We start from the raw sequence: 20,383 nt of genomic DNA, 5'->3' as shown, positions 1-20,383 counted from the left end.
AGATCCTTATTCGGTCTTGCCTTGGCTGACGCATTCACCGCGTCGCCAGAGGCTCCATTGGCCCGGTTCGTAGCGGGTCCAGGTTTCGTTTTCGGTCAAGGGTTCGGTGGCGATCACCGTGACCACGTCGTTGGGCGTGGTTTCAGCCTGGAAGTCGACGATCACATCAACGTCCTTCAACCGCGCCGGGCCGAACGGTGCTCGGCGGGTGATCTGCGCCAATTTGCTCGAGCAGTAGCAGAACAGCCAGTCGCCATCGCTGAGCAAGCAGTTGAACACGCCTTTGCTGCGGTACTCGGCGCAGGCGGCCACCAGGTCCGGCAACAGTGCTTCGATCTCTACCGGCTCGGGGAACGCAGCGCGTACCCGATTGAGCAAATCACAAAACGCCGCTTCGCTGTCGGTGTCGCCAACGGGGCGGTAAAAACTGGCGGTCGGGTTGAAATCGGCCAATTGGCCGTTGTGGGCGAAACACCAGTTGCGCCCCCACAACTCGCGCACGAACGGGTGGGTGTTGGACAGGCAGACCTTGCCGACATTGGCCTGGCGGATGTGCCCGATCACCACTTCGCTTTTGATCGGATAGCGCTGTACCAGGTTCGCCACTTCCGACTCGCTGCTCGCCGCCGGGTCCTGGAACAGCCGCAGGCCACGGCCCTCATAAAAAGCGATGCCCCAGCCGTCACGGTGCGGCCCGGTGCGGCCGCCACGCTGCATCAGCCCGGTGAAGCTGAACACGATATCGGTCGGGACATTGGCGCTCATGCCCAATAACTCACACATGCTCGGACTCTCGATTCAGTACAGGGGCGCGGTTACAGGCGCGGTTCGACCCGCGAACGCTGAGGATTGCTCGGCACCGGTGGCCGGCCGTAACGATCATCGCCGGCACCGCCGAAAGGCTGTTCGTCATCAGGCTCGTCGGCCCGCGCCGCTGCCTTGGCGGCAGCCGCCTGTTCCTTGCGAGCGTTGGAGGCGCGCTCGATGGGAAAACGGATGGCCACGAACACCAGGTAAATGCCGAAGACAATCATGCCGTACATGAACAGATCAGAAACCGCCCGCCAGGCGTTGTTGCCGACCTTGAACAGCAAGTCGAGGGCAGTAATGGCGATGGCCGGGGCGACCTTTTCTTTCACCGGGTCGATGATGGTCGGGCTGAACAGCAACACCGCCACCAGCAGCCGCAGCGGCTCACGCAGCCAACGCCACATCCAGCGGGTGATGCGCATCCACACCAACAGGCAGCCTAAAGCGGCGAAGGCGTAGAGGCCCCAAGCGATCAGATAGTCGTTCTCGGTCATGGTGTCCATGGCAAGGCAGGCAAAGAGGCGCTTATAGTAACGACTTTTCGCACGTCAGGCTTGTCCCAATACCAGTCGGGCAAGACACAGACCCTGTGAGAGCGGGCTTTTGTGGTGAAGGGGCTGTTGTGGCGCGGGAGCTTTTGTGGCGAGGGAGCTTGCTCCCGTTGGGCTACGAAGCGGCCCCAAAAAAGGAACTGCTACGCAGTTCAGCGGGAGCAAGCTCCCTCGCCACAGAAAAGCCCCCTCACCACAAACCCGCACCCACAGGTTGCGAAGCCCCTATTCCGTACATTGTTCGAGAGCCATTCATGCCCCTATCCGCCAACGTCACCAGCGCTCCAATTGCCCACAAGGCCGACGGTTGCGACCCGTATGCCTGGCTGCAGGAGCGCGACACCGACGCGGTGCTCGATTACCTGAAAGCTGAAAACCGCTATCAAGAGGCACAAACCGCCGATCAGACCGGCCTGCGTGAAACCCTGTTCGAAGAGATCAAGGGGCGGATTCTCGAAACCGACCTGTCGCTGCCCTCGCCCTGGGGCCCCTACCTGTATTACACCCGCACCACCGCTGGCGACGAATACGCCCGTCACTACCGCTGCCCGCGTCCGGCCGATGGTAGCCTGCAGATCGACGAAAGCCAGGAACTACTGCTGCTTGATCCGAACGTGCTGGCCAAGGGTGGCTTCTTTTCCCTGGGTGCATTCAGCATCAGCCCGGACCACCAGCGTCTGGCCTATAGCATCGACTCCAGCGGCGAAGAGATTTACACGCTGTTCGTGAAGGAATTATCCAGCGGCCGTGTCAGCGAGCTGGAGTTCCAGAACTGCGACGGCAGCATGACCTGGGCTAACGACAGCCTGACGCTGTTCTTCGGTGAGCTCGACGACACCCATCGCCCGCACAAACTGTTGCGCTATCGGCTGGACGGCACCGCGGCCGAAGAAGTGTTCCATGAGCCGGATGGCCGATTCTTCCTGCATTGCTATCGCTCGAGCTCCGAACGGCAACTGCTGTTATCACTGGGCAGCAAGACCACCAGCGAAGTCTGGGTGCTCGACGCCTCGCTGCCGCATCAGGCCTTTACCTGCCTGGCGCCGAGGGTCGAAGATCATGAGTACGATGTCGACCACGGCAAACTCGATGGCGAGTGGACGTGGCTGATCCGCACCAACCGCGACGGCATCAACTTCGCCCTGTACCAGGCCGCCGATACTGGCGTCGCGCCGACCGAAGCCGACTGGCAGATCCTGATTCCCCACAGCGACACGGTGATGCTCGACGGCATGAGCCTGAACGCCGAGGCCATGACCCTGAGCCTGCGCGAAGGTGGCCTGCCGATCATCGAAGTCCGCCCACGGGATTTAGTGCCCTATCGCGTGCAATTGCCGGACGCGGCCTACAGCCTGCATGTGCAGAACAGCCTGGAATTTGTCAGCGACCGGATCCGTCTGCGCTACGAAGCCTTGAACCGTCCGGCGCAGATCCGCCAACTGATTCTGACCACCGGCGAGCAGAAAGTCCTCAAGGAAACCCCGGTGCTCGGCCCGTTCGACGCCGATGCGTACGTCAGCCAGCGGCTTTGGGCGACGGCACCGGACGGTACGCAAGTGCCGATCAGCCTTGTGGTCAAACGCGAGTTCCTCGGCAAGCCGACGCCGCTTTATCTGTACGGCTACGGCGCCTACGGCGAAAGCCTCGACCCGTGGTTCTCCCACGCGCGCCTGAGCCTGCTGGATCGCGGCATGGCGTTTGCCATCGCCCACGTACGCGGTGGCGGTGAACTGGGCGAAGCCTGGTACCGCGCCGGCAAACAGGAACACAAACACAACACTTTCAGCGATTTCATCGCTTGCGCCGAACACCTGATCGCCAACGGTTTCACCACCCCATCGCAGTTGGCGATCAGCGGTGGCAGCGCCGGTGGTTTGCTGATCGGCGCGGTACTCAATCAACGGCCGGAGCTGTTCGGTGCAGCGATTGCCGAAGTGCCGTTCGTCGACGTGCTCAACACCATGCTCGACCCGGAGCTGCCGCTGACCGTCACGGAATACGACGAGTGGGGCAACCCGCAAGAGCCGGACGTCTATGATCGGATCAAGGCCTACGCCCCGTACGAAAACGTCACCGCGCAAGCCTATCCGGCAACGCTGGTGATCGCCGGTTACAACGACAGTCGCGTGCAGTACTGGGAAGCGGCCAAGTGGGTGGCGAAATTGCGCGCGACCAAAACTGACACCAATCCCCTGCTGCTCAAGACCGAATTGGGTGCCGGGCATGGCGGCATGAGCGGTCGTTATCAGGGATTACGTGACGTAGCCCTCGAATACGCATTTGTTTTCAAGGTTTTGGGCATCGCCTGAGGAACTTGGCCCGGCGTACCGGTCTTAACACCAGACACCGAGGCCCGAGACAACACTCATCTCCTGTGGGAGCGGGCTTGCCCGCGATGAGGTCATCACATTCAATATCAACATTGGCTGTGACATCGTCATCGCGGGCAAGCCCGCTCCCACAGGGGATGATGGGTGACTGAAGGCCTGGAACAGACACAGACACAAGAAAAAGACCGTGACGACATGTCAGAACCGACCTTACTGAACAACGAAATTCGCGACTGGCTGATGGACTGCGGCCTGTTCGATCAACTGCTGCCGGCAGACTTCGTGGCGGCTTCGGGTTACTTCAGCATCAGCACCATCGCCGAAGGTGAAGAGATTTTCCATGAGGGCGATGCCGGCAGTTTCATGTGCATCATCCACACCGGCCAGGTCGCGGTGCAGAAGACCAACAGCGACGGGCAACGAGTGACCATGGCCACCTTGCGCAGCGGTCGGGCGTTCGGCGAAATGGCTGTGCTCGACGGTGAACGACGCTCAGCCAGTTGCGTGGCCGCGAGCAATTGCCAGTTGCTCAACCTGGGCAAGGACTCCCTGGAAAAGATGCTCAACGACGCGCCGAAAATCGCCGCCAAGATCATCCGCGCCCTCGCCGTATCCCTTTCCAAACGCTTGCGCATGGCCGATGGGCAACTGCTCTCGCAACAGGTCTAGCCTCCCGGTGTTTTGATTTTCGTCGTGTTCGGTTCAAGGCCCGGCAAGGTCTGGTCCTTGGGTGGATTGGGCATTTCGATCGGCGGCAACAGCGGTGGCCCGCCACTGCCGGTACCGGCCTTGGGCACGCTGGTCGGGGTGATCTGCGGATACGGTGTCGGAGTGGCGGTGCCGGGTGAACCGGGTATCGGCGCGGGACTGGTGGGGATGGTTTGCAGCTCTTGGGCCTGCACTGCAGTTATCGAGAGCGCGGCCAGGGCAATGACCGTTAGAATGGTGCGCTTCATCAATGGCTCCGTTGGCCTTGTGGTCTTTTTGCAGGCTACTCCCAACTGCGCGTGTTTGCCTTCCTCCGTATGTCAATTTCTCCTCAAGAGCGCCCCATGAAACGTTTCGTTCTGCTCGACACCACCCCCATCCCTGAAAACGGCGGTGCCCTGTGCCTGTTCGAATACGGCGAGGACTTCGTTATCAAGATTCAGGGTGGTGACGGCGGGCAGTTGATGAATACCCGCATGCACGGCTCCGAAGATGCCCTGGCCGAAATCCCCTGCCGCAAGGTCGCCGGCCGGCCGAATTCGCGAGTATTGATCGGTGGCCTGGGCATGGGCTTCACCCTCGCCTCGGCGCTCAAGCATTTGGGCAAAACGGCTGAAGTGGTGGTCGCCGAATTGGTGCCCGGCGTGGTGGAGTGGAATCGCGGGCCGCTGGGCGAAAAAGCCGGCAACCCGCTGCTCGACCCGCGCACGGTGATCCGTATGGAAGACGTGGCCAAGGTGCTGCAAGCCGAGCCACAAGGTTTCGATGCGATCATGCTCGACGTCGACAACGGCCCCGAAGGTCTGACCCAGAAGGCCAACAGCTGGCTCTATTCCGCCGGCGGCCTGAGCGCGTGTGCCAAGGCCTTGCGGCCAAAAGGCGTGCTGGCGGTGTGGTCGGCCAGCGCCGACCGGCAGTTTTCCGACAAGCTGAAAAAGGCCGGTTTCAAGGCCGAGGAAGTGCAAGTCTTCGCCCATGGCAACAAGGGCACCCGCCACACCATCTGGATTGCCGAGAAGCTCAAGGGCTGAGCGTGGGCCTGTCATCACTTATTTACTAGGCCGCGTTGCGCCTGAAAACGAGCCAGGCAAGGCGCAGTCCGCTGGTAATGGTCGCTCCCTTGCCAAGGACTGCAACGCAGCCTGGCTCGTTTTCAGGCACAACCCGAAGGGCCGGTCTGCTGTGGCGCGGCCTAGTAAATACGTGATGACAGGCCCTACACTCACGTCATAACCGTCATTAGTCTTTTTACAAAGGTGAACCCATGAGTTCGTCCACCCCAACCAACACATCGAAGCTGGACCGCATCCTCGCCGATAACCAGCGCGACAAGGAAATGGGTTACCGCGACAAGGCCCTGAAGATGTACCCGCACGTGTGCGGCCGCTGCGCCCGTGAATTCTCCGGCAAACGCCTGAGCGAACTGACCGTGCATCACCGCGACCACAACCACGACAACAACCCTCAGGATGGTTCGAACTGGGAACTGTTGTGCCTGTATTGCCATGACAACGAACACTCGCGTTATACCGATCAGCAGTATTTCGACGAAGGCTCGCTGAGTACGCCGAAGATTGCCAAGGCGACGCACAACCCGTTTGCGGCGTTGGCGGGGTTGATGAAGAAAGAAGATTAAAGATCTTCGGTGCCTGCGCTGGCCCCTTCGCGAGCAAGCCCGCTCCCACAGGGGATTGATCGTTCCCACGCTCTGCGTGGGAATGCATCCCGTGACGCTCTGCGTCACATTCGGAAGCGGAACGCGGAGCGTCCCTGGCGGCATTCCCACGCAGAGCGTGGGAACGATCACTGAACACCCCTCCCCCAATCCCCGTATAATCGCCGTTTTTTCCCCGAAGGCACCCCGCTCGTGGCAGACAAACGGTACAGCTGCATTGGTTTGTATAACCCCAAATCACCGGAGAACGTCGGTTCGGTCATGCGCGCCGCCGGCTGCTATGGCGTGGCGTCGGTTTTTTACACCGGCAAGCGCTATGAACGCGCCGCCGATTTCGTCACCGACACCAAGCGAGTCCACTACGATATCCCGCTGATCGGCATCGACGACCTGAAGAAAATCCTGCCCTTGGGCTGTGTCCCGGTCGCCGTGGAACTGGTCGACGGCGCCCGCTCGCTGCCGGAATACACGCACCCGGATCGCGCCCTCTACATCTTCGGCCCCGAAGACGGTTCGCTGGATAAAGAAATCCGCGACTGGTGCGAAGACGTGGTCTACATCCCGACCACCGGCTGCATGAACCTGGCGGCCACCGTCAACGTTGTGCTGTACGACCGCATGGCCAAGGGCAACAACACCCGCTCCGGGCCGAAATTCCGCTGAATTGCCGCAAATTCGATGGAACAAGCCGCTCGCCCAGGCAGTCAGCTAAATATCTATTGCTGAAGCAACCCTTCCCTGCCTGGAGACCGATCATGCGCGAGTTCAATCCTGTAGAACGTATCGAAACCACCCCGTTCCAGAGCCCTTCCGAACAGAACGTTCATGGTTGGGAACGCGCCGGCTCCCTGGCGGGTGGTGTGGTCATGCTAAGCAAAGGTCTGCGACGCGGCGGCGTGTTCGGATTGATTGAAATAGCCATTGGCGGCATGGCCCTGGCCCGGGGAATCACCGGGCATTGCTCGGCGAAAAGACTGTTGGAAAAGAACCGTCAGGACATGGAAAACGCACGCGCGAGGATCGAGCGTGCCGGGGATGAGCTGGCACGCATGAAAGCCAATGCAGAAGCAGCGACCAGCACGGCGACCGTGACGGGAAATGATTCGTTGAACTCGCCGAAGGCTGGGGTCTGATCCGGAATCGATGCAGAGGCTCAGTACCTCTTCGCGGGCAAGCCCGCTCCCACAGGATTTTTGGCGTACACAACATGTGTGAACACCGCCAATTACTGTGGGAGCGGGCTTGCCCGCGATGGCGATGCTACTGAAGCAACCCGGTATCGAGCACCTTGGAAGACTCGCCAATAACGCTTTGCGCGAGCTGGACGAATTCCTTGGTATCCACACTTTCCAAATGCATCGCCCCACGCAGCACATCATCGAGCGAGCGCTTGTTGCGGGTTTTCAGACGAATCTCGCGGTCCAGTTCCTGTAGCAACACCACCGCTCTGGCCACCTGCGCCGGGTTGATCTGTTCACCGCGCAACGTCGTGACTTTTTGGCTGGCTTTGGTCAATTTGCTTTGCAGGCTCTCATACCGCTCATCACTCATCCCGCCTGCGCGGCGCACCAGTTCGATGGCGTAATACTCAGCAAACCCTTCGCTGATCCAGTCGCTGCGCTGGCTGTCGTTGATCCGCCCGAACACCTGAGCCAATTCGCGCACCAAGGCACTGGTGCCGCTTTCGCTGACCAGCGGCAGACGGCTATTGAGGTAGATCGATTCATGGGCGCCCAAGCTACCGCGCCACATCGGGTCGTTGGCGCCGACAATCAGCAGTTTGCTGGGGTGACGCGGAAAAACTGCCTGCACTTGCGGCCAGACAAAGGTCAGCAGCGTCAGCACATCCATGCGATGCATGCCCTGACCTTGAGGCGAGGCGACGGTGACTTCGGTTTCCCCCAGCCGCGCACGACGACTGCCGAGATGGCCGGCGAGCATCCAGCCAGTGGGACGGTCGAACAGACGCGAGCCATTGTCGATCCGGAACCTGTTCTTGCCGATCCGCGGCCAAGCGGTTTCGACGCTTTTCCAACCGGTGGGTAATTCGAACTCAAGGCGTGAAACCAGCTCGACACCGTCCTGCTGATCGAGTTTGGCCGCAGGCACCAGGTCATCGCCACGCATCAGCGCCCAGTTCGGCGTCATGCGGGTATCGAAGCTGCCGCTCTTGTGCCCATGGCTGATGCTCACGCGGTAGGTCAGGCTGGCCTTGTCGGCGGCCGGGCGCCAGAGACCACGGGCCTGTTTGCCGGGGGTGAGTTGCCATTGGCCATCAGCCTTGAAATCGCTGTAGTGACCGCCATCGCCCAAGTCGAAATCCAGACTGCGCACCGCCGAGCCCTGGGCCAGGGTCAGGCGCACTTCGGCCTGATCGCTTTGCGGCAGCAGGCGCACGTGATAATCCAGATCGACTTTCTTCGCCGCCCACACCGGCAAACTCAGGGCCAGCAGCCCGACAGTCAACGCCAGCCGCACTCCCACAGCCATACACACTCCTAGTGTGGCGAGCGAGCTTGCTCGCGCCGGGCTGCATAGCAGCCCCAAATTCTTCTAATCACTGCTGATTTTGTGAGTGCTACGCACTCAAGCGGGAGCAAGCGCCCTCGCCACAAAGCAGTGGGAATTAACCCGCGCGAAAAATCAGATGGTCTTCCCAATCCTCTTCAGCCACGCTGCCCTCGGCGAGCATACGTCCGGACTGGGAAATACGTTCGTGATGCACCGCCTCGCGATCACCGCACACCAGATGATGCCAGAGCGGCAAATCCTTGCCTTCGCTGACCAGTCGATAACCGCAGGTCGGCGGCAGCCATTTGAACTCATCGGCCTTGCCTGGCGTGAGCTGAATGCAATCGGGCACCGAGTCGCGACGGTTGGGGTAATCGGTACACTGACAGGTTTTGAGGTCGAGCAATTTGCAGGCGATACGCGTGTAGTACACGGAGTTGTCGTCTTCGTCCTCGAGTTTTTGCAGGCAGCACAGGCCACAGCCATCGCACAGCGATTCCCATTCCTCTTGATCGAGTTGATCGAGGGTTTTGCGTATCCAGAACGGTTCGACTTTGGCGGCCATGGCTCAAGCATCAACATCAGGTGGTGAAAAGGCCGCCAGTCTAGTACCAAGGCACCGGCGGGCCAAGCATTGGCGACTGCCGGTACAACGGAACTTGTCAGTTATAGCGCCCCCAAGTAGCTTTGCCGTCGCAAGGAGCCATGCTCAAATGCCATTAACGCTCAACCGCGTTGCATTCAGGTGAACTACCCAGGCTCTCGAAAAACCTCATCGCTCAGCTCAACTGCGCCCGCAGGTTTCAGACGACCCTCACTTTCAAACGTAAAGGAATCTCTTGATGAGTGCTAATCCACGCGTTGCCGACTACGCCATTCACCCTCAGTTCACTGATCGCTGGTCGCCCCGCGCGTTCACCGGCGAAACCATTCCCGTCGAGACCCTGCTGAGCTTCTTCGAAGCCGCGCGCTGGGCGCCATCGGCGTACAACTCGCAGCCTTGGCGGTTTCTGTATGCGCGTCGCGACACGCCGAACTGGGAGCGTTATCTGGGTCTGCTGAACGAGTTCAACCGCAGCTGGGCGCAGCACGCCTCGGCGCTGGTGATCGTCGTCTCGAAAACCACCTTCGCGGTACCTGGCGCCACTGAAGAAACACCGGCGCTATGGCACACCTTCGACACCGGTTCGGCCTGGGGCCACTTGGCGCTGCAAGCGAGCATCAGTGGCTGGCACACCCACGGCATGGCCGGTTTCGATCAGGAGCTGACCCGCAAAGAGCTGAATATTCCTGAGGGCTATGCGCTGCACGCGGCGGTGGCGATCGGCAAGCTGGGCGACAAGGCGACGCTGGCCGAGTACCTGCAAGCGCGCGAAGAGCCAAGCCCGCGTCGGCCGCTGAGCGAGTTGGCGACTGAAGGTGATTTCACCCTCTAAACGCGCCGGATCCGAAGCGGAACGCGGAGCGTCCCTGGCGACATTCCCACGCGGAGCGTGGGAATGATCAGCTGGGTGAATTCAATACCCGCGTGAAAAATCCACTTCCCCACGCAACGCTTCACCCGCCTGATACGCCCGCAGGTTTTCGACGAACAACTTCACCATCATCGGTGGCGAAGTCGGTGCCGAACTGTGCCCCGTCAGCAGCAGGCCCCACGCGGTCCAGAACGGATGGCGTTGCGGCAGCGGTTCCTGACGGCAGACGTCGATCACGGCCCCGGCCAGATGCCCTTCCTTCAAGGCTTCCACCAGATCCGCATCGACCACCGCCACGCCGCGCCCGACGTTGATGAACAACCCGGTCGGCTTGAACTGCTTGAACAGCGCGGCGTCGTACAGGTCGTGAGTATTCGGGGTGTTCGGCAGCAGATTGATCACGTAATCCACTTCGCCGACCAGTCGCGGCAAGTCGCTCAGCGTGCCGACTTCGACAAAGGGCGCCTGCTCGCGGGCTTCGCTGGCGATGCCGTACAACTCGACACCAAATGGCACAAGGAACTGCGCCACGGTCTGGCCGATGTCACCGGTGCCGACGATCAACACCTTGCGTCCAGCCAGGCTTTGCCCCTGGCGACTGTCCCACTTTCGCTCGACCTGGCTCACCAACCGCGGCAGTACTTCGCGCTCGTGGCCTAGCATGTAAGTCAGTACGTATTCGGCCATGACCTGACCGAAAATCCCTACCGCGCGAGTCAGGCGATAGTGCCGTGGCAGGCCGTCGGCCAGCAACGGCGTGATGCCGGCCCAGGTCGACTGCAGCCATGCCGGCGTGTGGCCCTGACGCAACAGCGTCGCCAGCAGGTCCGGCTGGCCGAGCCAGACTTGGCACTCGGCGGCCTGACGGGCCAGTTCGGCGGAGTCGCCGCTGGTCAGTACTTCCAGATCAGGCGCTGCCTGACGCAACAGTTGGGCATACACAGGGTGGTCGTGTTCAGCAATCAGAACGCGCATGGTTCAAACCTTTCAAAAACAGTGCAGACGGCCGCCGACGGAGTATCACTCCATCGCCCTGGCCATCGCCAAAATCATTCCAGTGTTTCACAAAGGCTCTGAACAGAGCCTGTCTGACGATTACATCGGGTCGTTGCGTCGTAGCAATTCTTCCGGCAGATGCTCGATGTATTCGTCTTCGGCCGGCGGCATTTGCAGGTGATAGCCTTGTTTTTCGAGGTTTTCCAGCACCACAGTGATGTCTTCGCGTGACAGCTTGCGCTCGGGCGTCAGCACCAGATCGAAAGCGTGATGCGGTTTGCCGAAGGCCGCCATCAGACTTTCCGGAACGCGCTCCAGTGCATCGCTTTTGAGCACATAGAGGTACATCTCGTTTTTCTTCAGGCTTCGATAGATGGAGCAAATACGTTTCAAGGCTGTTCTCCGGCGGTGGCCAGGCTGTCGAGCAGCGCTTGGCCCATCAATTCGCGGCGCCAGCCACGCAGCGAATCAGGCAATTGGTAAGGACCATTGGGGAAACCGCTCTTGAGCAGCGCTTCCAGGGTTTTCTTGCGCAGCATCAGTTCTGGGGCGATGTTCAGTCGCTCGGCTTCGGCCTGGCCGATCGCGCGCAGCTGTTTGACCAGCGCGGCGGCGTCCACCGGCAACGGCTCCGGCACTGCTGGCGGCCATTGATCAGGCGACACACTGCCAGAGCGCTTGATCAGATCAAGCAGAAATTCGCCGTCCTGACGCACGGTACGCGGGTGCATGTCTTCTATTTTCGCCAGCGCGCCGAGGTTGTCCGGCTGCGTGCGCGCCAACGGCCACAGGGAATGTTCACGGATGATGCGGTTGCGCGGCAGATCACGGGCGCGGGCTTCGCGCTCGCGCCAGGCACAGAGCTCACGCAATACGGCGAGTTGGGCGCGGGACAGCTTCCAGGCCAGTTTGGCGTCGCGATAGACCTCATACGGGTCGACCTCGCGACGCAGATTGGCCACCAGCTCTGCACCGTCTTCCAGGACCCAGGCGTATTTATCGTCAGAAAGCTTCGGACGCAGCTGTACGAAAACTTCCGCCAGATGCAAGGCATCCTCGGCGGCGTAGCTGATCTGGGTGTCGGACAGTGGACGTTGCAGCCAGTCGGAACGGGTTTCGCCCTTGGGCAGGTCAATGCCGAGCACTTCCTGCACCAGCCGCGAATAGCCCATGGAAAAACCCAGGTTCAGGTAAGCGGCGGCCAGTTGGGTGTCGAACAACGGCGCCGGCAGGCTGCCGGTCAGACGCAGTAGCACTTCGAGATCTTCGCTGCACGCATGCAGGACTTTGACCACGGCCGGATTTTCCAGCAACGCGGCCAACGGCTGCCAATTGTCGATGGTCAGTGGGTCAATCAGGTAAGCGCGTACGCCATCGCCGATCTGCAGCAGGCCTGCGATCGGGTAAAAGGTGTCGACCCGCATGAATTCGGTGTCGAGGGCAACGAATGGCAGTTGCTGCCACTCGGCGCAAAACTGACCGAGGCTATCGTTGTCGCGAATCCAGTGAATATCGATGGCCACACGGCTCTCCCTTGAAGAATGGCGCGCAGTATATATCGCCCCCGGCAATTTCCGCGCCTCCACTGAACAAGAGCTTTAGCGAAAATACCTGCTGGATCGCAAGAATAGTCTGACAGGAGGAGACTAGCTGCCCTTACGCAGCACGTAGACCCGCATCCGCGCACAACCCGGCAGGAAGTCTTGATGGCTGAGCAAGCGGAAACCCGCCTGCCTGAACTCGGCCTCAAGCTCGGCCTTGCTCGCCTGTGGCTGGGACTGTGCACCGTTCACACCCGATTGGCGCAGTTTGAAATGCGCATCAACCCGCACCGCCACAATCACTGTGTCGCGACTGACCCGATGGAACTCGCCCAGCAGGGCCAACCGATGCTCAGGACTGGTGATGTGTTGAAACAGTTGCATGCAAAAAATGCAGTCCACCGCGTTCGCCGACAAACCGATGGTGAAGGCTGAACTCTGAAAGGTCTTGATCCGCTCCAGCAGGTGCTGCGGATGGTGGGTGCGGGCATGATCGAGCATGTCCTGAGACGGATCGCTCGCAAGAATCACCCGATTCGCATGTTCGGCCAGAATCGACCAGAAGCGCCCTACACCGCAGGCAACATCAAGAATCAATCCCGGTTCGCCAGCGACCTGAAGCGCATTACGCACCAGTTGCTCGTCGCGCCAGAACGTCAAACGCCCCGCCAGCCCACGCGGTCGCGACTGAAGGCAGACGCGGGCATGTTCCTGATCGTAGCGCCGGGCGAACTCCAGTTCGATGGCGGATGGGGGCAGCGCGGACATGTGCAAGGGCTCTTGTTGGAATATCGACTGGCGGCAGGTTAACCACTGGCGCGTGAAAAAAAGGTCGACGGACTCATTTTTTGGCCAGCACACCGTCAATCACTGCGCCGCGGCAGCCGGCAAACATGTCCAGTCCCGGGTCATAGACCTTGCTGTTGACCTCCAGCAGGCCAAGCATGGAATGGAACAGGTTGTCCTGGCTCAAGGGCATTTCGCGACTCAATTGCAGGCAATGAGTGTCCACCGAGAACGATTTTTGATAGCTGTCGGAGAACCACGCCAGCATCGCTACATGCTTCTGTTGTTCCGGCGCCAGCATGTAAGGCGTGCCATGAAGGAACAGGTTGTATTCGCCCAGGGATTCGCCGTGGTCCGACAGATAAAGCATGGCGGTATCGACTTTGTCCTGATTACTGCGCAACAGGTCGATCAGGGTCGACAGCACATGGTCGGTATACACCAACGTGTTGTCGTAGCCATTGACGATACTTTCGCGGCTGCAATTGTTCAGTGCATTGCTTTCACACACCGGGGTGAAGTGTTCGTATTCTTTCGGGTAGCGCTTGAAGTACTCCGGACCGTGACTGCCCATTTGGTGCAGTACCAGCACGGTGTCTTTATCCAGCGTGTCGATGAAGTGCTGCAAACCTTGCAGGAGAATTTCATCGCGGCACTCGCTATTGGCACACAACGCCGGGTCTTTCAGGTTACTCACGTCGTCGACAGTGACCCGATCGCAAGTACCTTTGCAGCCCGACTGATTATCCCGCCAGATCACCTCGAGACCGGCATGCTTGAGCACGTCCAACAGACCTTCCTCATTCTTTGCCTTGCTGGCGTCGTAATCCTTGCGGCCCATGTTGGAGAACATGCAGGGCACCGACACGGCCGTTTCCGTGCCGCAAGAATGCACATCGGTGAAGGCAATCAGGCCGGCTTCCTTATCCAGTTGGGGGGTGGTGTCGCGGTTATAACCCAGGATGCCGAAGTTCTCGGCCCGGGCACTTTCGCCCACCACCAGTACCGTCAGGGATTTACGGCCGTGGGTTTGCCAGACCGGGTTTTTCTCGGCATCTTCACCGAGTTTGACAAAGGGTTGCCGGGCAGAAACGACTTGCTCGCGCAGATAACCGAGCGAGGCACCGATGTAGTTGCTTGGCACCACCATCAGGCGCAATTCATGGTGATTGCGAAACAACGACGACAAGCCTTGATAGTTGACCAGGGCGACACCGCCGATCACCGCAACCGATGCGACACTCACCAGCACTTTACTTAATAACTCACGGTGCCAACGACGATAATTAACCGGCGTCTTCCACAACAACCACGACGGTAAAACTCCGAGAAACATAATAAAAACAAACAACTTCACAGACAGTAAGTCACGCACTTCTGTGGCATTAGTTTCTGCGAAGTTACGAAACATACCGGCGTCGATCAATACACCGTATTGGCTCATAAAATAGGCCACGCCGGCACTGACCAAAAAGATCAGCGTCAACACGGGTTTCATCACAGATTGAAACGCCAGCAAGGTCAGCACAATGTTGAAGGCCGCCAGGATCATTACCCCGAATGCAACACGCATGGCGATGCCTTGACCGTCTGCCACGGTGATAACAAACAAGTGTTGCCAGAGTACTGAATTGAACCCTGCCAATAAAAAGGCACTGGCAATCAACGTCACCCACTCGGGGCGCACGGCTTTGAACTTCAACATGATGATTGGTTGTTCCTGAAAGAAGTGCCCGAGGCAAATGTGAAAATTTCATTTACCGCGACAACACAAATCTTAAGCAGCCAACCATCAATTTTTCGTGAAAAAGAAGCCAACAATTAGTTGGCTCATGGCATTAGGCCCGAACTTTCAACAATGGATACTAGTTTCAGGCCTGATGCAGATACCAGCGCCAATCCTGCTCACCGACTTCGCCCATGAACTGCCGGTATTCGGCACGTTTCACCGCCAGATACACACCAAGAAACTCACTGCCAAATGCTTCCCGCGCCCAGCTCGATGCCTCCAGTGCTCGCAACGTGGTCAACCAGTCGGTCGGCAACAACTCCGTGGCCTGGGCGTACCCATTGCCCTTGACCGGTGCACCAGGATCCATCTGCTCGCGAATGCCGCGATGAATCCCGGCCAGAATCGCCGCAGCCGCCAGGTACGGGTTGGCGTCGGCACCACAGATGCGGTGCTCGATATGCCGGGAGAATGCCGGCCCGCCGGGCACCCGCAAACTCACGGTTCGGTTGTCCACGCCCCAGGTGGCCGCTAATGGTGCGTAGCTGTTGGTCTGGAAACGACGGTACGAGTTGGCGTTCGGACAGAACAGCAGCAACGAATCGAGCAACGTACTGAGCATTCCGCCGACCGCTTGTTTAAGCAGCGGCGTGCCGTCCGGGGCTTCGCTGGCGAACAGGTTATTGCCCTCCTTGTCCGCCAGGCTGACGTGCATGTGCATGCCAGTGCCGGCCAGATCATCGAAAGGCTTGGCCATGAAACAGGCAGTCATCCCGTGTTTGTGGGCCACGCCCTTGACCAGCCGTTTGTAGCGCACCGCTTCATCCATCGCCTGCAAAGCATCGGTGCGGTGTTCGAGGGTGATTTCCACCTGCCCCGGCGCGTATTCGGAAATCGCCGTGCGCGCCGGAATGCCCTGCAATTTGCAGGCGCTATAGAGATCGGCCAGAAACGGCTCGATTTGCTCCAGTTCACGTAAGCCATAGACCTGCGTGGCGCGTGGTCGCCCGCCATCAACATCCCGCGCCGGCTGCGGCCGACCGTTGCTGTCGCGCTGCTGATCCAGCAAATAGAACTCCAGCTCCGCCGCCATCACCGGGTAATAACCGTCGGCCTGCAAACCTTCGATGACCTTGGCCAGCAGGTGCCGTGGGTCGGCGATGGTCGCGGGCATGCCCTCTTTTGGATGCATGCTGACTTGCACCGCCGCCGTGGGAATCAATCGCCACGGCATACGCTGCAAACTGCCGCTGATCGGGTAGGCCCGGCAATCGATATCACCGACATCCCAGACCAGCCCGGAATTTTCCACGTCATCGCCATTGATGGTCAGGCCCAGAATGGTACTCGGCAGCGGCCGCCCGCTCTCGTACACCGCCAGCAGTTCATCGCGATGCAGCAACTTGCCCCGTGGCACACCGTTGTTGTCGAGGATGAACAGCTCGAACATCTCGATATCCGGATTGTGTTCCAGGAAGGACAGGGCTTCTTCTTTCGTGGCGAAGGATGTCGTGGCACAGCTCATGGGAATTCTCGTCTATCCGCGTCAGGCAAACGCACAGGCGCCGCCGGTTTGATCCCGGCGCACGGCGCGGGACCTGTCAGAACAATCAGCGGGACAGGCAAGAATCCGGCGGGCGGGCGTGGCGGCAGTGCCACAGTGCCCAGAAGGCCAGTTCGGAAGGGAGTGCGACCGGACAACCGTCCATAGAGAAGACCGCAGTAAACAGATGACCAGCAGCGTCACACGGGTGGTTAAGTCGTTAAATCGGGATTTGAAGAACTTTGGGTGTGGACAGACTAAACAATCAATTTCCCAAACGCCCTCCATCCCTGTGGGAGCGGGCTTGCCCGCGATGACGGATTTACATTTAACTAAGATGTTGACCGATCTACCGCTATCGCGGGCAAGCCCGCTCCCACAGGAATTTTGGGGGTGCGATACAGCTATTTAATTTTTAAATATCACTCCAGACTTTCTGATTTGCCGCCTCCGGGGCTCGCGCGCCTAATCGGCTCCTTGTTTTTGAAGGTCCGATTATGGAAAACGTTCGCGCAACCTCCCGCCCTGCCTTCTGGCTGATGTTCGGCATCATTCTTGTCGCCCTGAACCTGCGTCCATCCATGGCCGCTGTCGGTCCTCTGTTATCAGCCATCCGCGGTGATATCCCGCTGAGTTTCAGCCTGGCCTCGCTCCTGACAATGTTGCCAGTCATGGCCATGGGACTGGCGATGTTCTTCGGTATCGGTGTCAGTCAGCGGCTGGGCGAGCAACGCACCGTGGTGCTGTCGCTGCTGATCATCGGTTTGGCCACGGTGTCGCGGCTGTTCCTCGATTCTGCGGCGGAACTCATCTTGAGTGCCGTGTTGGCTGGCATCGGCATTGCGTTGATCCAGGCGATAATGCCCACCCTGATCAAGTCCCGTTTCAGCGACAACGTTTCCGTGTGCATGGGCCTCTACGTGACGTCGATCATGGGCGGCGCGGCAATCGCCGCGTCGTTTGCGCCGCTGGTGATGACCCGCACCGACAGTTGGCGAGTGGGTTTGGCGATCTGGGCGGCGCTGGCGCTGTTGGCATTGCTGTTCTGGTGCGCTCAACGCTCGGGAATGCCTGCGCGGGATGCCAAATCATCAGGCAAAGAATCCTTTTTCACCCATTCCCGCGCCTGGTTACTCGCAATCTTCTTCGGCCTCGGCACCGCGTCCTACACCTGTGTGCTGGCCTGGCTGGCGCCGTACTACGTGGAAAAAGGCTGGAGCGAACAACAGGCCGGTTTGTTGCTGGGCTTTTTGACGGCCATGGAAGTGTTGTCGGGGCTATTGGTTCCCGCCATCGCCAACCGCAGCCGAGACCGGCGCCTGGTGCTGGTGGTGTTACTGACGCTGATCATGGCCGGTTTCTGCGGGCTGATTCTGAGTCCGCAATACCTGAGCCTGCTGTGGCCCTGCCTGCTCGGATTGGGCATCGGCGGGCTGTTCCCGATGAGCCTGATCGTGTCGCTGGATCATCTGGACAATCCCCAACGCGCAGGCGGGCTGACTGCCTTCGTGCAGGGCATCGGTTATCTGATTGCCGGCCTCTCGCCGCTGATGGCCGGGATAATTCGCGATCAGCTGGGCAGTTTCGAATGGGCCTGGTGGTCACTGACCGGCGTCATGGCGTTGATGATTCTGATGGCTCTGCGCTTCGATCCGCGGCATTACGCCAAACACATTCACTGACCCGGAAACCCCATCATGAAACGCACAGGTTTTGCTGCGGCTCACGTCGGCATGCTGCTCTGGGCACTGTTGATTGCCGTCTCGTTTTCCGCGGCAGCCCAGGTCAGCCAGGCCATCGACCCGATTCTGCTGACCGGTTTGCGCTTGCTGTTTTGCGCCCTGGTATTTTTGCCCCTGCTAGTGTTCAAGGGCGATACCGCCATGAACATCCAGGGACTGCTCAGCCACGCTGTGCTCGGTATGCTGCTGGCGCTGTATTTCGGCTCATTGTTCGAAGCACTGCGCTACACCTCGGCGATCAACACCGGGACGATGTTCACTCTGGTGCCGTTGCTGACGCTGCTGTTCGAAGCCTTCCTGATGCCCGACAGCAGCCTGAAAAAGCGCGTATTGCCCATGCTGACTGCCGCAGCGGGTGCCGTGCTGCTGGTGTTGAAAGGTGCTGGCCCCGACGAACTGCCGTCGCTGTATGCGCTATCGGTGTACGGGATCGGTTGTTTGGCGATGGCGCTCTACTCGCCCCTGAGTCAACGGCTCAAGACCAATAGCCTCAAGGGTCGCGGCCCGGTGGGCATGACCTTCTGGAATATGCTGTTTGGTGCGCTGTTTCTATTGGCGTTCTGTGGGTTCAGCGGCGGCTGGCGATCGGCTTCGTTGCTGACCGCGAGCGATCTTTGGTGGTTGATGTACCTGGCACTGTTCGCCACGCTGGCGACCTTCTGGCTACTGCATCGAGCCATTGGCGTCATCGCCCCCTCCTCAGTCATTTCCTACATCTACCTGAGCACTCTGTTCATCACGCTGTTCCACTGGTTCTGGCTACACGAGTCACCACTAACCCAGGAAATCATCGGCGCATTACTGGTGGGCATCGGCATGTTGGCGCTGCTAATATCCAGCCGCGACGCGATCCCCGCGCAGCCATCAGCGTTAAAGGCCTCTGGCCAGCTTTCAAGAGATTGAATTCACAGGTCGTGTTCGCAACATTTTCTGTCCCACAACTGACCATGAAAAATCCTACAAGGCATTCTCTTGGCACCATCGTTCCGTTAGGATCATTCGCACACGTTTGCGCACAGTCAGCGCAAGGAGCACAGCGAGACAGAACGGATGCTGAACAGTAACTTGCTTAGAAAGCTCGATATGCAGGACCTCATGGTGTTTGTCGCCGTGTATGAGCAAAGCAGCGTCACCGGTGTGTCGGAGGCGCTCTGCGTCAGTCAGTCCACCGTGAGTTACTGCCTGAAAAAACTGCGCACCAGTTTCGAAGACGAGCTATTCATCAATACCCGCATGGGTATGCGCCCCACCTACAAAGCCAGCACCATGCATACCCATGTGCTGAAAATCCTCGAAAGCATCAACCTGTGTCACGCCGGGACACCGACCTTCGACCCGACCTTGCAACCGGTCACCTTCAATATCTGCGCGCCGGAGTACTTCGAGCAGTTGATCCTGCCGCGCCTGTTGAAGAGCTTCGATTTCGCCGACCTGCCAGTGATGGTCAACATGCACAAGTTCGAAACCGACATCCCGGCCGAAGAACTGCGCGACGGCAGCCTCGACCTGGTGATCTGTTTCGGCCCGAACTTTCATCGCAGCCACACCGATTTCAACTCCAGGAGGCTGCTGGAAGATGATCTGGTGTGCGTCTTCGACAAACGCGCCACGCCGCTGGAACCGCGCTTGAGCCTGCAAGCATTCACTCAACGCCGGCATGTGTTCCCGACGCCTTGGACATCGACCACCAATATGGTCGACGGTTGGCTTGCTCAACAGGCCCACAAACGACAGATAGTCGCGCGATCCAACAGTTATAGCGCGGCGCTGAAGATGATCACCGGCACCGATTTCATCCTGACCTTGCCCCGACGCATCCAGCAATTGCTGGCCAACGAGGCAATCTTCAATCACTGCGAAGCGCCCAACGGCTTGCCGGGCTTCACCCTGGACATGCAGTGGAGTCAAAGCGTCGATCAGGACAGCGCCAACACCTGGCTACGCGAGCAAGTGATCAAAGCCTGCGCCGAACAGGAAATGGCCTGA

Annotated in this window: 21 protein-coding genes; 10 read left to right on the top strand and 11 right to left on the bottom strand. The window is 59.4% G+C overall.

Annotated features, from left to right (window positions below):
- Positions 1-6: 6 nt before the first annotated feature.
- On the bottom strand, positions 7-783 hold the full coding sequence (locus AC1RQB_RS09160; RefSeq protein ID WP_007898710.1) for a class II glutamine amidotransferase: 777 nt from the start codon (positions 781-783) through the stop codon (positions 7-9).
- 32 nt (positions 784-815) lie between these two features.
- Positions 816-1,313: a hypothetical protein gene (locus AC1RQB_RS09155; RefSeq protein ID WP_063342781.1), complete on the bottom strand. Its 498-nt coding sequence runs from the start codon at positions 1,311-1,313 to the stop codon at positions 816-818.
- A gap of 302 nt (positions 1,314-1,615) precedes the next feature.
- On the opposite strand from AC1RQB_RS09155, the gene AC1RQB_RS09150 reads away from it, so the two are divergent.
- Complete coding sequence (locus AC1RQB_RS09150; RefSeq protein WP_063342780.1) at positions 1,616-3,670, top strand: S9 family peptidase; 2,055 nt, start codon at positions 1,616-1,618, stop codon at positions 3,668-3,670.
- Between the two features lie 216 nt (positions 3,671-3,886).
- The gene (locus AC1RQB_RS09145) at positions 3,887-4,360 is read left to right on the top strand and encodes a cyclic nucleotide-binding domain-containing protein (RefSeq protein ID WP_008067546.1); all 474 of its coding nucleotides are present in this window, start codon (positions 3,887-3,889) and stop codon (positions 4,358-4,360) included.
- On the opposite strand, the gene AC1RQB_RS09140 is transcribed toward AC1RQB_RS09145, so the two are convergent.
- Entirely contained in the window at positions 4,357-4,647 is a 291-nt protein-coding gene (locus AC1RQB_RS09140) for a hypothetical protein (RefSeq protein ID WP_063342779.1), read from the bottom strand. The two genes, AC1RQB_RS09145 and AC1RQB_RS09140, sit on opposite strands and share 4 nt — an antisense overlap.
- A 96-nt stretch (positions 4,648-4,743) precedes the next feature.
- Between AC1RQB_RS09140 and AC1RQB_RS09135 the strand changes: the two genes are divergently transcribed.
- The 4 genes from AC1RQB_RS09135 to AC1RQB_RS09120 all read left to right on the top strand — a co-directional run bounded on the left by AC1RQB_RS09135 (position 4,744) and on the right by AC1RQB_RS09120 (position 7,207).
- A complete protein-coding gene (locus AC1RQB_RS09135) occupies positions 4,744-5,430 on the top strand; it encodes a spermidine synthase (protein WP_007898703.1) in 687 nt (228 codons plus the stop codon).
- A gap of 233 nt (positions 5,431-5,663) precedes the next feature.
- Entirely contained in the window at positions 5,664-6,035 is a 372-nt protein-coding gene (locus AC1RQB_RS09130) for a YajD family HNH nuclease (protein ID WP_007898702.1), read from the top strand.
- 231 nt (positions 6,036-6,266) lie between these two features.
- On the top strand, positions 6,267-6,737 hold the full coding sequence (locus tag AC1RQB_RS09125) for an RNA methyltransferase (protein ID WP_032830521.1): 471 nt from the start codon (positions 6,267-6,269) through the stop codon (positions 6,735-6,737).
- Positions 6,738-6,829: 92 nt separating this feature from the next.
- Entirely contained in the window at positions 6,830-7,207 is a 378-nt protein-coding gene (locus tag AC1RQB_RS09120) for a YgaP family membrane protein (protein WP_008073137.1), read from the top strand.
- Positions 7,208-7,334: 127 nt separating this feature from the next.
- Here AC1RQB_RS09120 and AC1RQB_RS09115 read toward each other — a convergent pair whose 3' ends face one another.
- The gene (locus tag AC1RQB_RS09115) at positions 7,335-8,564 is read right to left on the bottom strand and encodes a hypothetical protein (protein ID WP_063342778.1); all 1,230 of its coding nucleotides are present in this window, start codon (positions 8,562-8,564) and stop codon (positions 7,335-7,337) included.
- Between the two features lie 136 nt (positions 8,565-8,700).
- On the bottom strand, positions 8,701-9,150 hold the full coding sequence (locus AC1RQB_RS09110; RefSeq protein WP_008073139.1) for a YcgN family cysteine cluster protein: 450 nt from the start codon (positions 9,148-9,150) through the stop codon (positions 8,701-8,703).
- A gap of 277 nt (positions 9,151-9,427) precedes the next feature.
- Between AC1RQB_RS09110 and AC1RQB_RS09105 the strand changes: the two genes are divergently transcribed.
- The gene (locus AC1RQB_RS09105; RefSeq protein ID WP_063342777.1) at positions 9,428-10,021 is read left to right on the top strand and encodes a nitroreductase family protein; all 594 of its coding nucleotides are present in this window, start codon (positions 9,428-9,430) and stop codon (positions 10,019-10,021) included.
- 81 nt (positions 10,022-10,102) lie between these two features.
- On the opposite strand, the gene AC1RQB_RS09100 is transcribed toward AC1RQB_RS09105, so the two are convergent.
- The 6 genes from AC1RQB_RS09100 to AC1RQB_RS09075 form a co-directional block, all read right to left on the bottom strand.
- Positions 10,103-11,035, bottom strand: coding sequence for a D-2-hydroxyacid dehydrogenase (locus tag AC1RQB_RS09100; RefSeq protein ID WP_008074415.1), 933 nt, complete (start codon positions 11,033-11,035; stop codon positions 10,103-10,105).
- 120 nt (positions 11,036-11,155) lie between these two features.
- Positions 11,156-11,449, bottom strand: a complete 294-nt coding sequence (locus AC1RQB_RS09095) for a YcgL domain-containing protein (RefSeq protein WP_007898694.1) — start codon at positions 11,447-11,449, stop codon at positions 11,156-11,158.
- Entirely contained in the window at positions 11,446-12,579 is a 1,134-nt protein-coding gene (rnd, locus tag AC1RQB_RS09090) for a ribonuclease D (protein WP_008074416.1), read from the bottom strand. The genes AC1RQB_RS09095 and rnd overlap by 4 nt, the downstream gene beginning before the upstream one ends.
- A gap of 123 nt (positions 12,580-12,702) precedes the next feature.
- The gene (locus AC1RQB_RS09085; RefSeq protein WP_007898692.1) at positions 12,703-13,365 is read right to left on the bottom strand and encodes a class I SAM-dependent methyltransferase; all 663 of its coding nucleotides are present in this window, start codon (positions 13,363-13,365) and stop codon (positions 12,703-12,705) included.
- Positions 13,366-13,438: 73 nt separating this feature from the next.
- Positions 13,439-15,088, bottom strand: a complete 1,650-nt coding sequence (locus tag AC1RQB_RS09080) for a phosphoethanolamine transferase (protein WP_063342776.1) — start codon at positions 15,086-15,088, stop codon at positions 13,439-13,441.
- Between the two features lie 166 nt (positions 15,089-15,254).
- Positions 15,255-16,637, bottom strand: a complete 1,383-nt coding sequence (locus tag AC1RQB_RS09075; protein ID WP_063342775.1) for a glutamine synthetase family protein — start codon at positions 16,635-16,637, stop codon at positions 15,255-15,257.
- A 515-nt stretch (positions 16,638-17,152) separates the two neighbouring features.
- On the opposite strand from AC1RQB_RS09075, the gene AC1RQB_RS09070 reads away from it, so the two are divergent.
- The 3 genes from AC1RQB_RS09070 to AC1RQB_RS09060 all read left to right on the top strand — a co-directional run bounded on the left by AC1RQB_RS09070 (position 17,153) and on the right by AC1RQB_RS09060 (position 20,383).
- The gene (locus AC1RQB_RS09070; protein ID WP_063342774.1) at positions 17,153-18,337 is read left to right on the top strand and encodes a cyanate transporter; all 1,185 of its coding nucleotides are present in this window, start codon (positions 17,153-17,155) and stop codon (positions 18,335-18,337) included.
- A gap of 15 nt (positions 18,338-18,352) precedes the next feature.
- Positions 18,353-19,300, top strand: a complete 948-nt coding sequence (locus AC1RQB_RS09065; protein ID WP_063342773.1) for a DMT family transporter — start codon at positions 18,353-18,355, stop codon at positions 19,298-19,300.
- Positions 19,301-19,447: 147 nt separating this feature from the next.
- Entirely contained in the window at positions 19,448-20,383 is a 936-nt protein-coding gene (locus tag AC1RQB_RS09060) for a LysR family transcriptional regulator (protein ID WP_063342772.1), read from the top strand.

This window comes from Pseudomonas sp. GW822-FHT02E03 (assembly GCF_058802325.1).
The sequence above is the reverse complement of the archived record's forward strand: the minus strand, read 5'-3'. Positions and strand labels throughout refer to the sequence as shown.

Excerpts from the sequence above, each read along its gene's own strand:
- AC1RQB_RS09160 (WP_007898710.1), bottom strand. The coding sequence starts at position 783 with ATGTGTGAGTTATTGGGCATGAGCGCCAATGTCCCGACCGATATCGTG.
- AC1RQB_RS09155 (WP_063342781.1), bottom strand. The coding sequence starts at position 1,313 with ATGGACACCATGACCGAGAACGACTATCTGATCGCTTGGGGCCTCTAC.
- AC1RQB_RS09150 (WP_063342780.1), top strand. The coding sequence starts at position 1,616 with ATGCCCCTATCCGCCAACGTCACCAGCGCTCCAATTGCCCACAAGGCC.
- AC1RQB_RS09145 (WP_008067546.1), top strand. The coding sequence starts at position 3,887 with ATGTCAGAACCGACCTTACTGAACAACGAAATTCGCGACTGGCTGATG.
- AC1RQB_RS09140 (WP_063342779.1), bottom strand. The coding sequence starts at position 4,647 with ATGAAGCGCACCATTCTAACGGTCATTGCCCTGGCCGCGCTCTCGATA.
- AC1RQB_RS09135 (WP_007898703.1), top strand. The coding sequence starts at position 4,744 with ATGAAACGTTTCGTTCTGCTCGACACCACCCCCATCCCTGAAAACGGC.
- AC1RQB_RS09130 (WP_007898702.1), top strand. The coding sequence starts at position 5,664 with ATGAGTTCGTCCACCCCAACCAACACATCGAAGCTGGACCGCATCCTC.
- AC1RQB_RS09120 (WP_008073137.1), top strand. The coding sequence starts at position 6,830 with ATGCGCGAGTTCAATCCTGTAGAACGTATCGAAACCACCCCGTTCCAG.
- AC1RQB_RS09115 (WP_063342778.1), bottom strand. The coding sequence starts at position 8,564 with ATGGCTGTGGGAGTGCGGCTGGCGTTGACTGTCGGGCTGCTGGCCCTG.
- AC1RQB_RS09110 (WP_008073139.1), bottom strand. The coding sequence starts at position 9,150 with ATGGCCGCCAAAGTCGAACCGTTCTGGATACGCAAAACCCTCGATCAA.
- AC1RQB_RS09105 (WP_063342777.1), top strand. The coding sequence starts at position 9,428 with ATGAGTGCTAATCCACGCGTTGCCGACTACGCCATTCACCCTCAGTTC.
- AC1RQB_RS09100 (WP_008074415.1), bottom strand. The coding sequence starts at position 11,035 with ATGCGCGTTCTGATTGCTGAACACGACCACCCTGTGTATGCCCAACTG.
- AC1RQB_RS09085 (WP_007898692.1), bottom strand. The coding sequence starts at position 13,365 with ATGTCCGCGCTGCCCCCATCCGCCATCGAACTGGAGTTCGCCCGGCGC.
- AC1RQB_RS09080 (WP_063342776.1), bottom strand. The coding sequence starts at position 15,088 with ATGTTGAAGTTCAAAGCCGTGCGCCCCGAGTGGGTGACGTTGATTGCC.
- AC1RQB_RS09075 (WP_063342775.1), bottom strand. The coding sequence starts at position 16,637 with ATGAGCTGTGCCACGACATCCTTCGCCACGAAAGAAGAAGCCCTGTCC.
- AC1RQB_RS09070 (WP_063342774.1), top strand. The coding sequence starts at position 17,153 with ATGGAAAACGTTCGCGCAACCTCCCGCCCTGCCTTCTGGCTGATGTTC.
- AC1RQB_RS09065 (WP_063342773.1), top strand. The coding sequence starts at position 18,353 with ATGAAACGCACAGGTTTTGCTGCGGCTCACGTCGGCATGCTGCTCTGG.
- AC1RQB_RS09060 (WP_063342772.1), top strand. The coding sequence starts at position 19,448 with ATGCTGAACAGTAACTTGCTTAGAAAGCTCGATATGCAGGACCTCATG.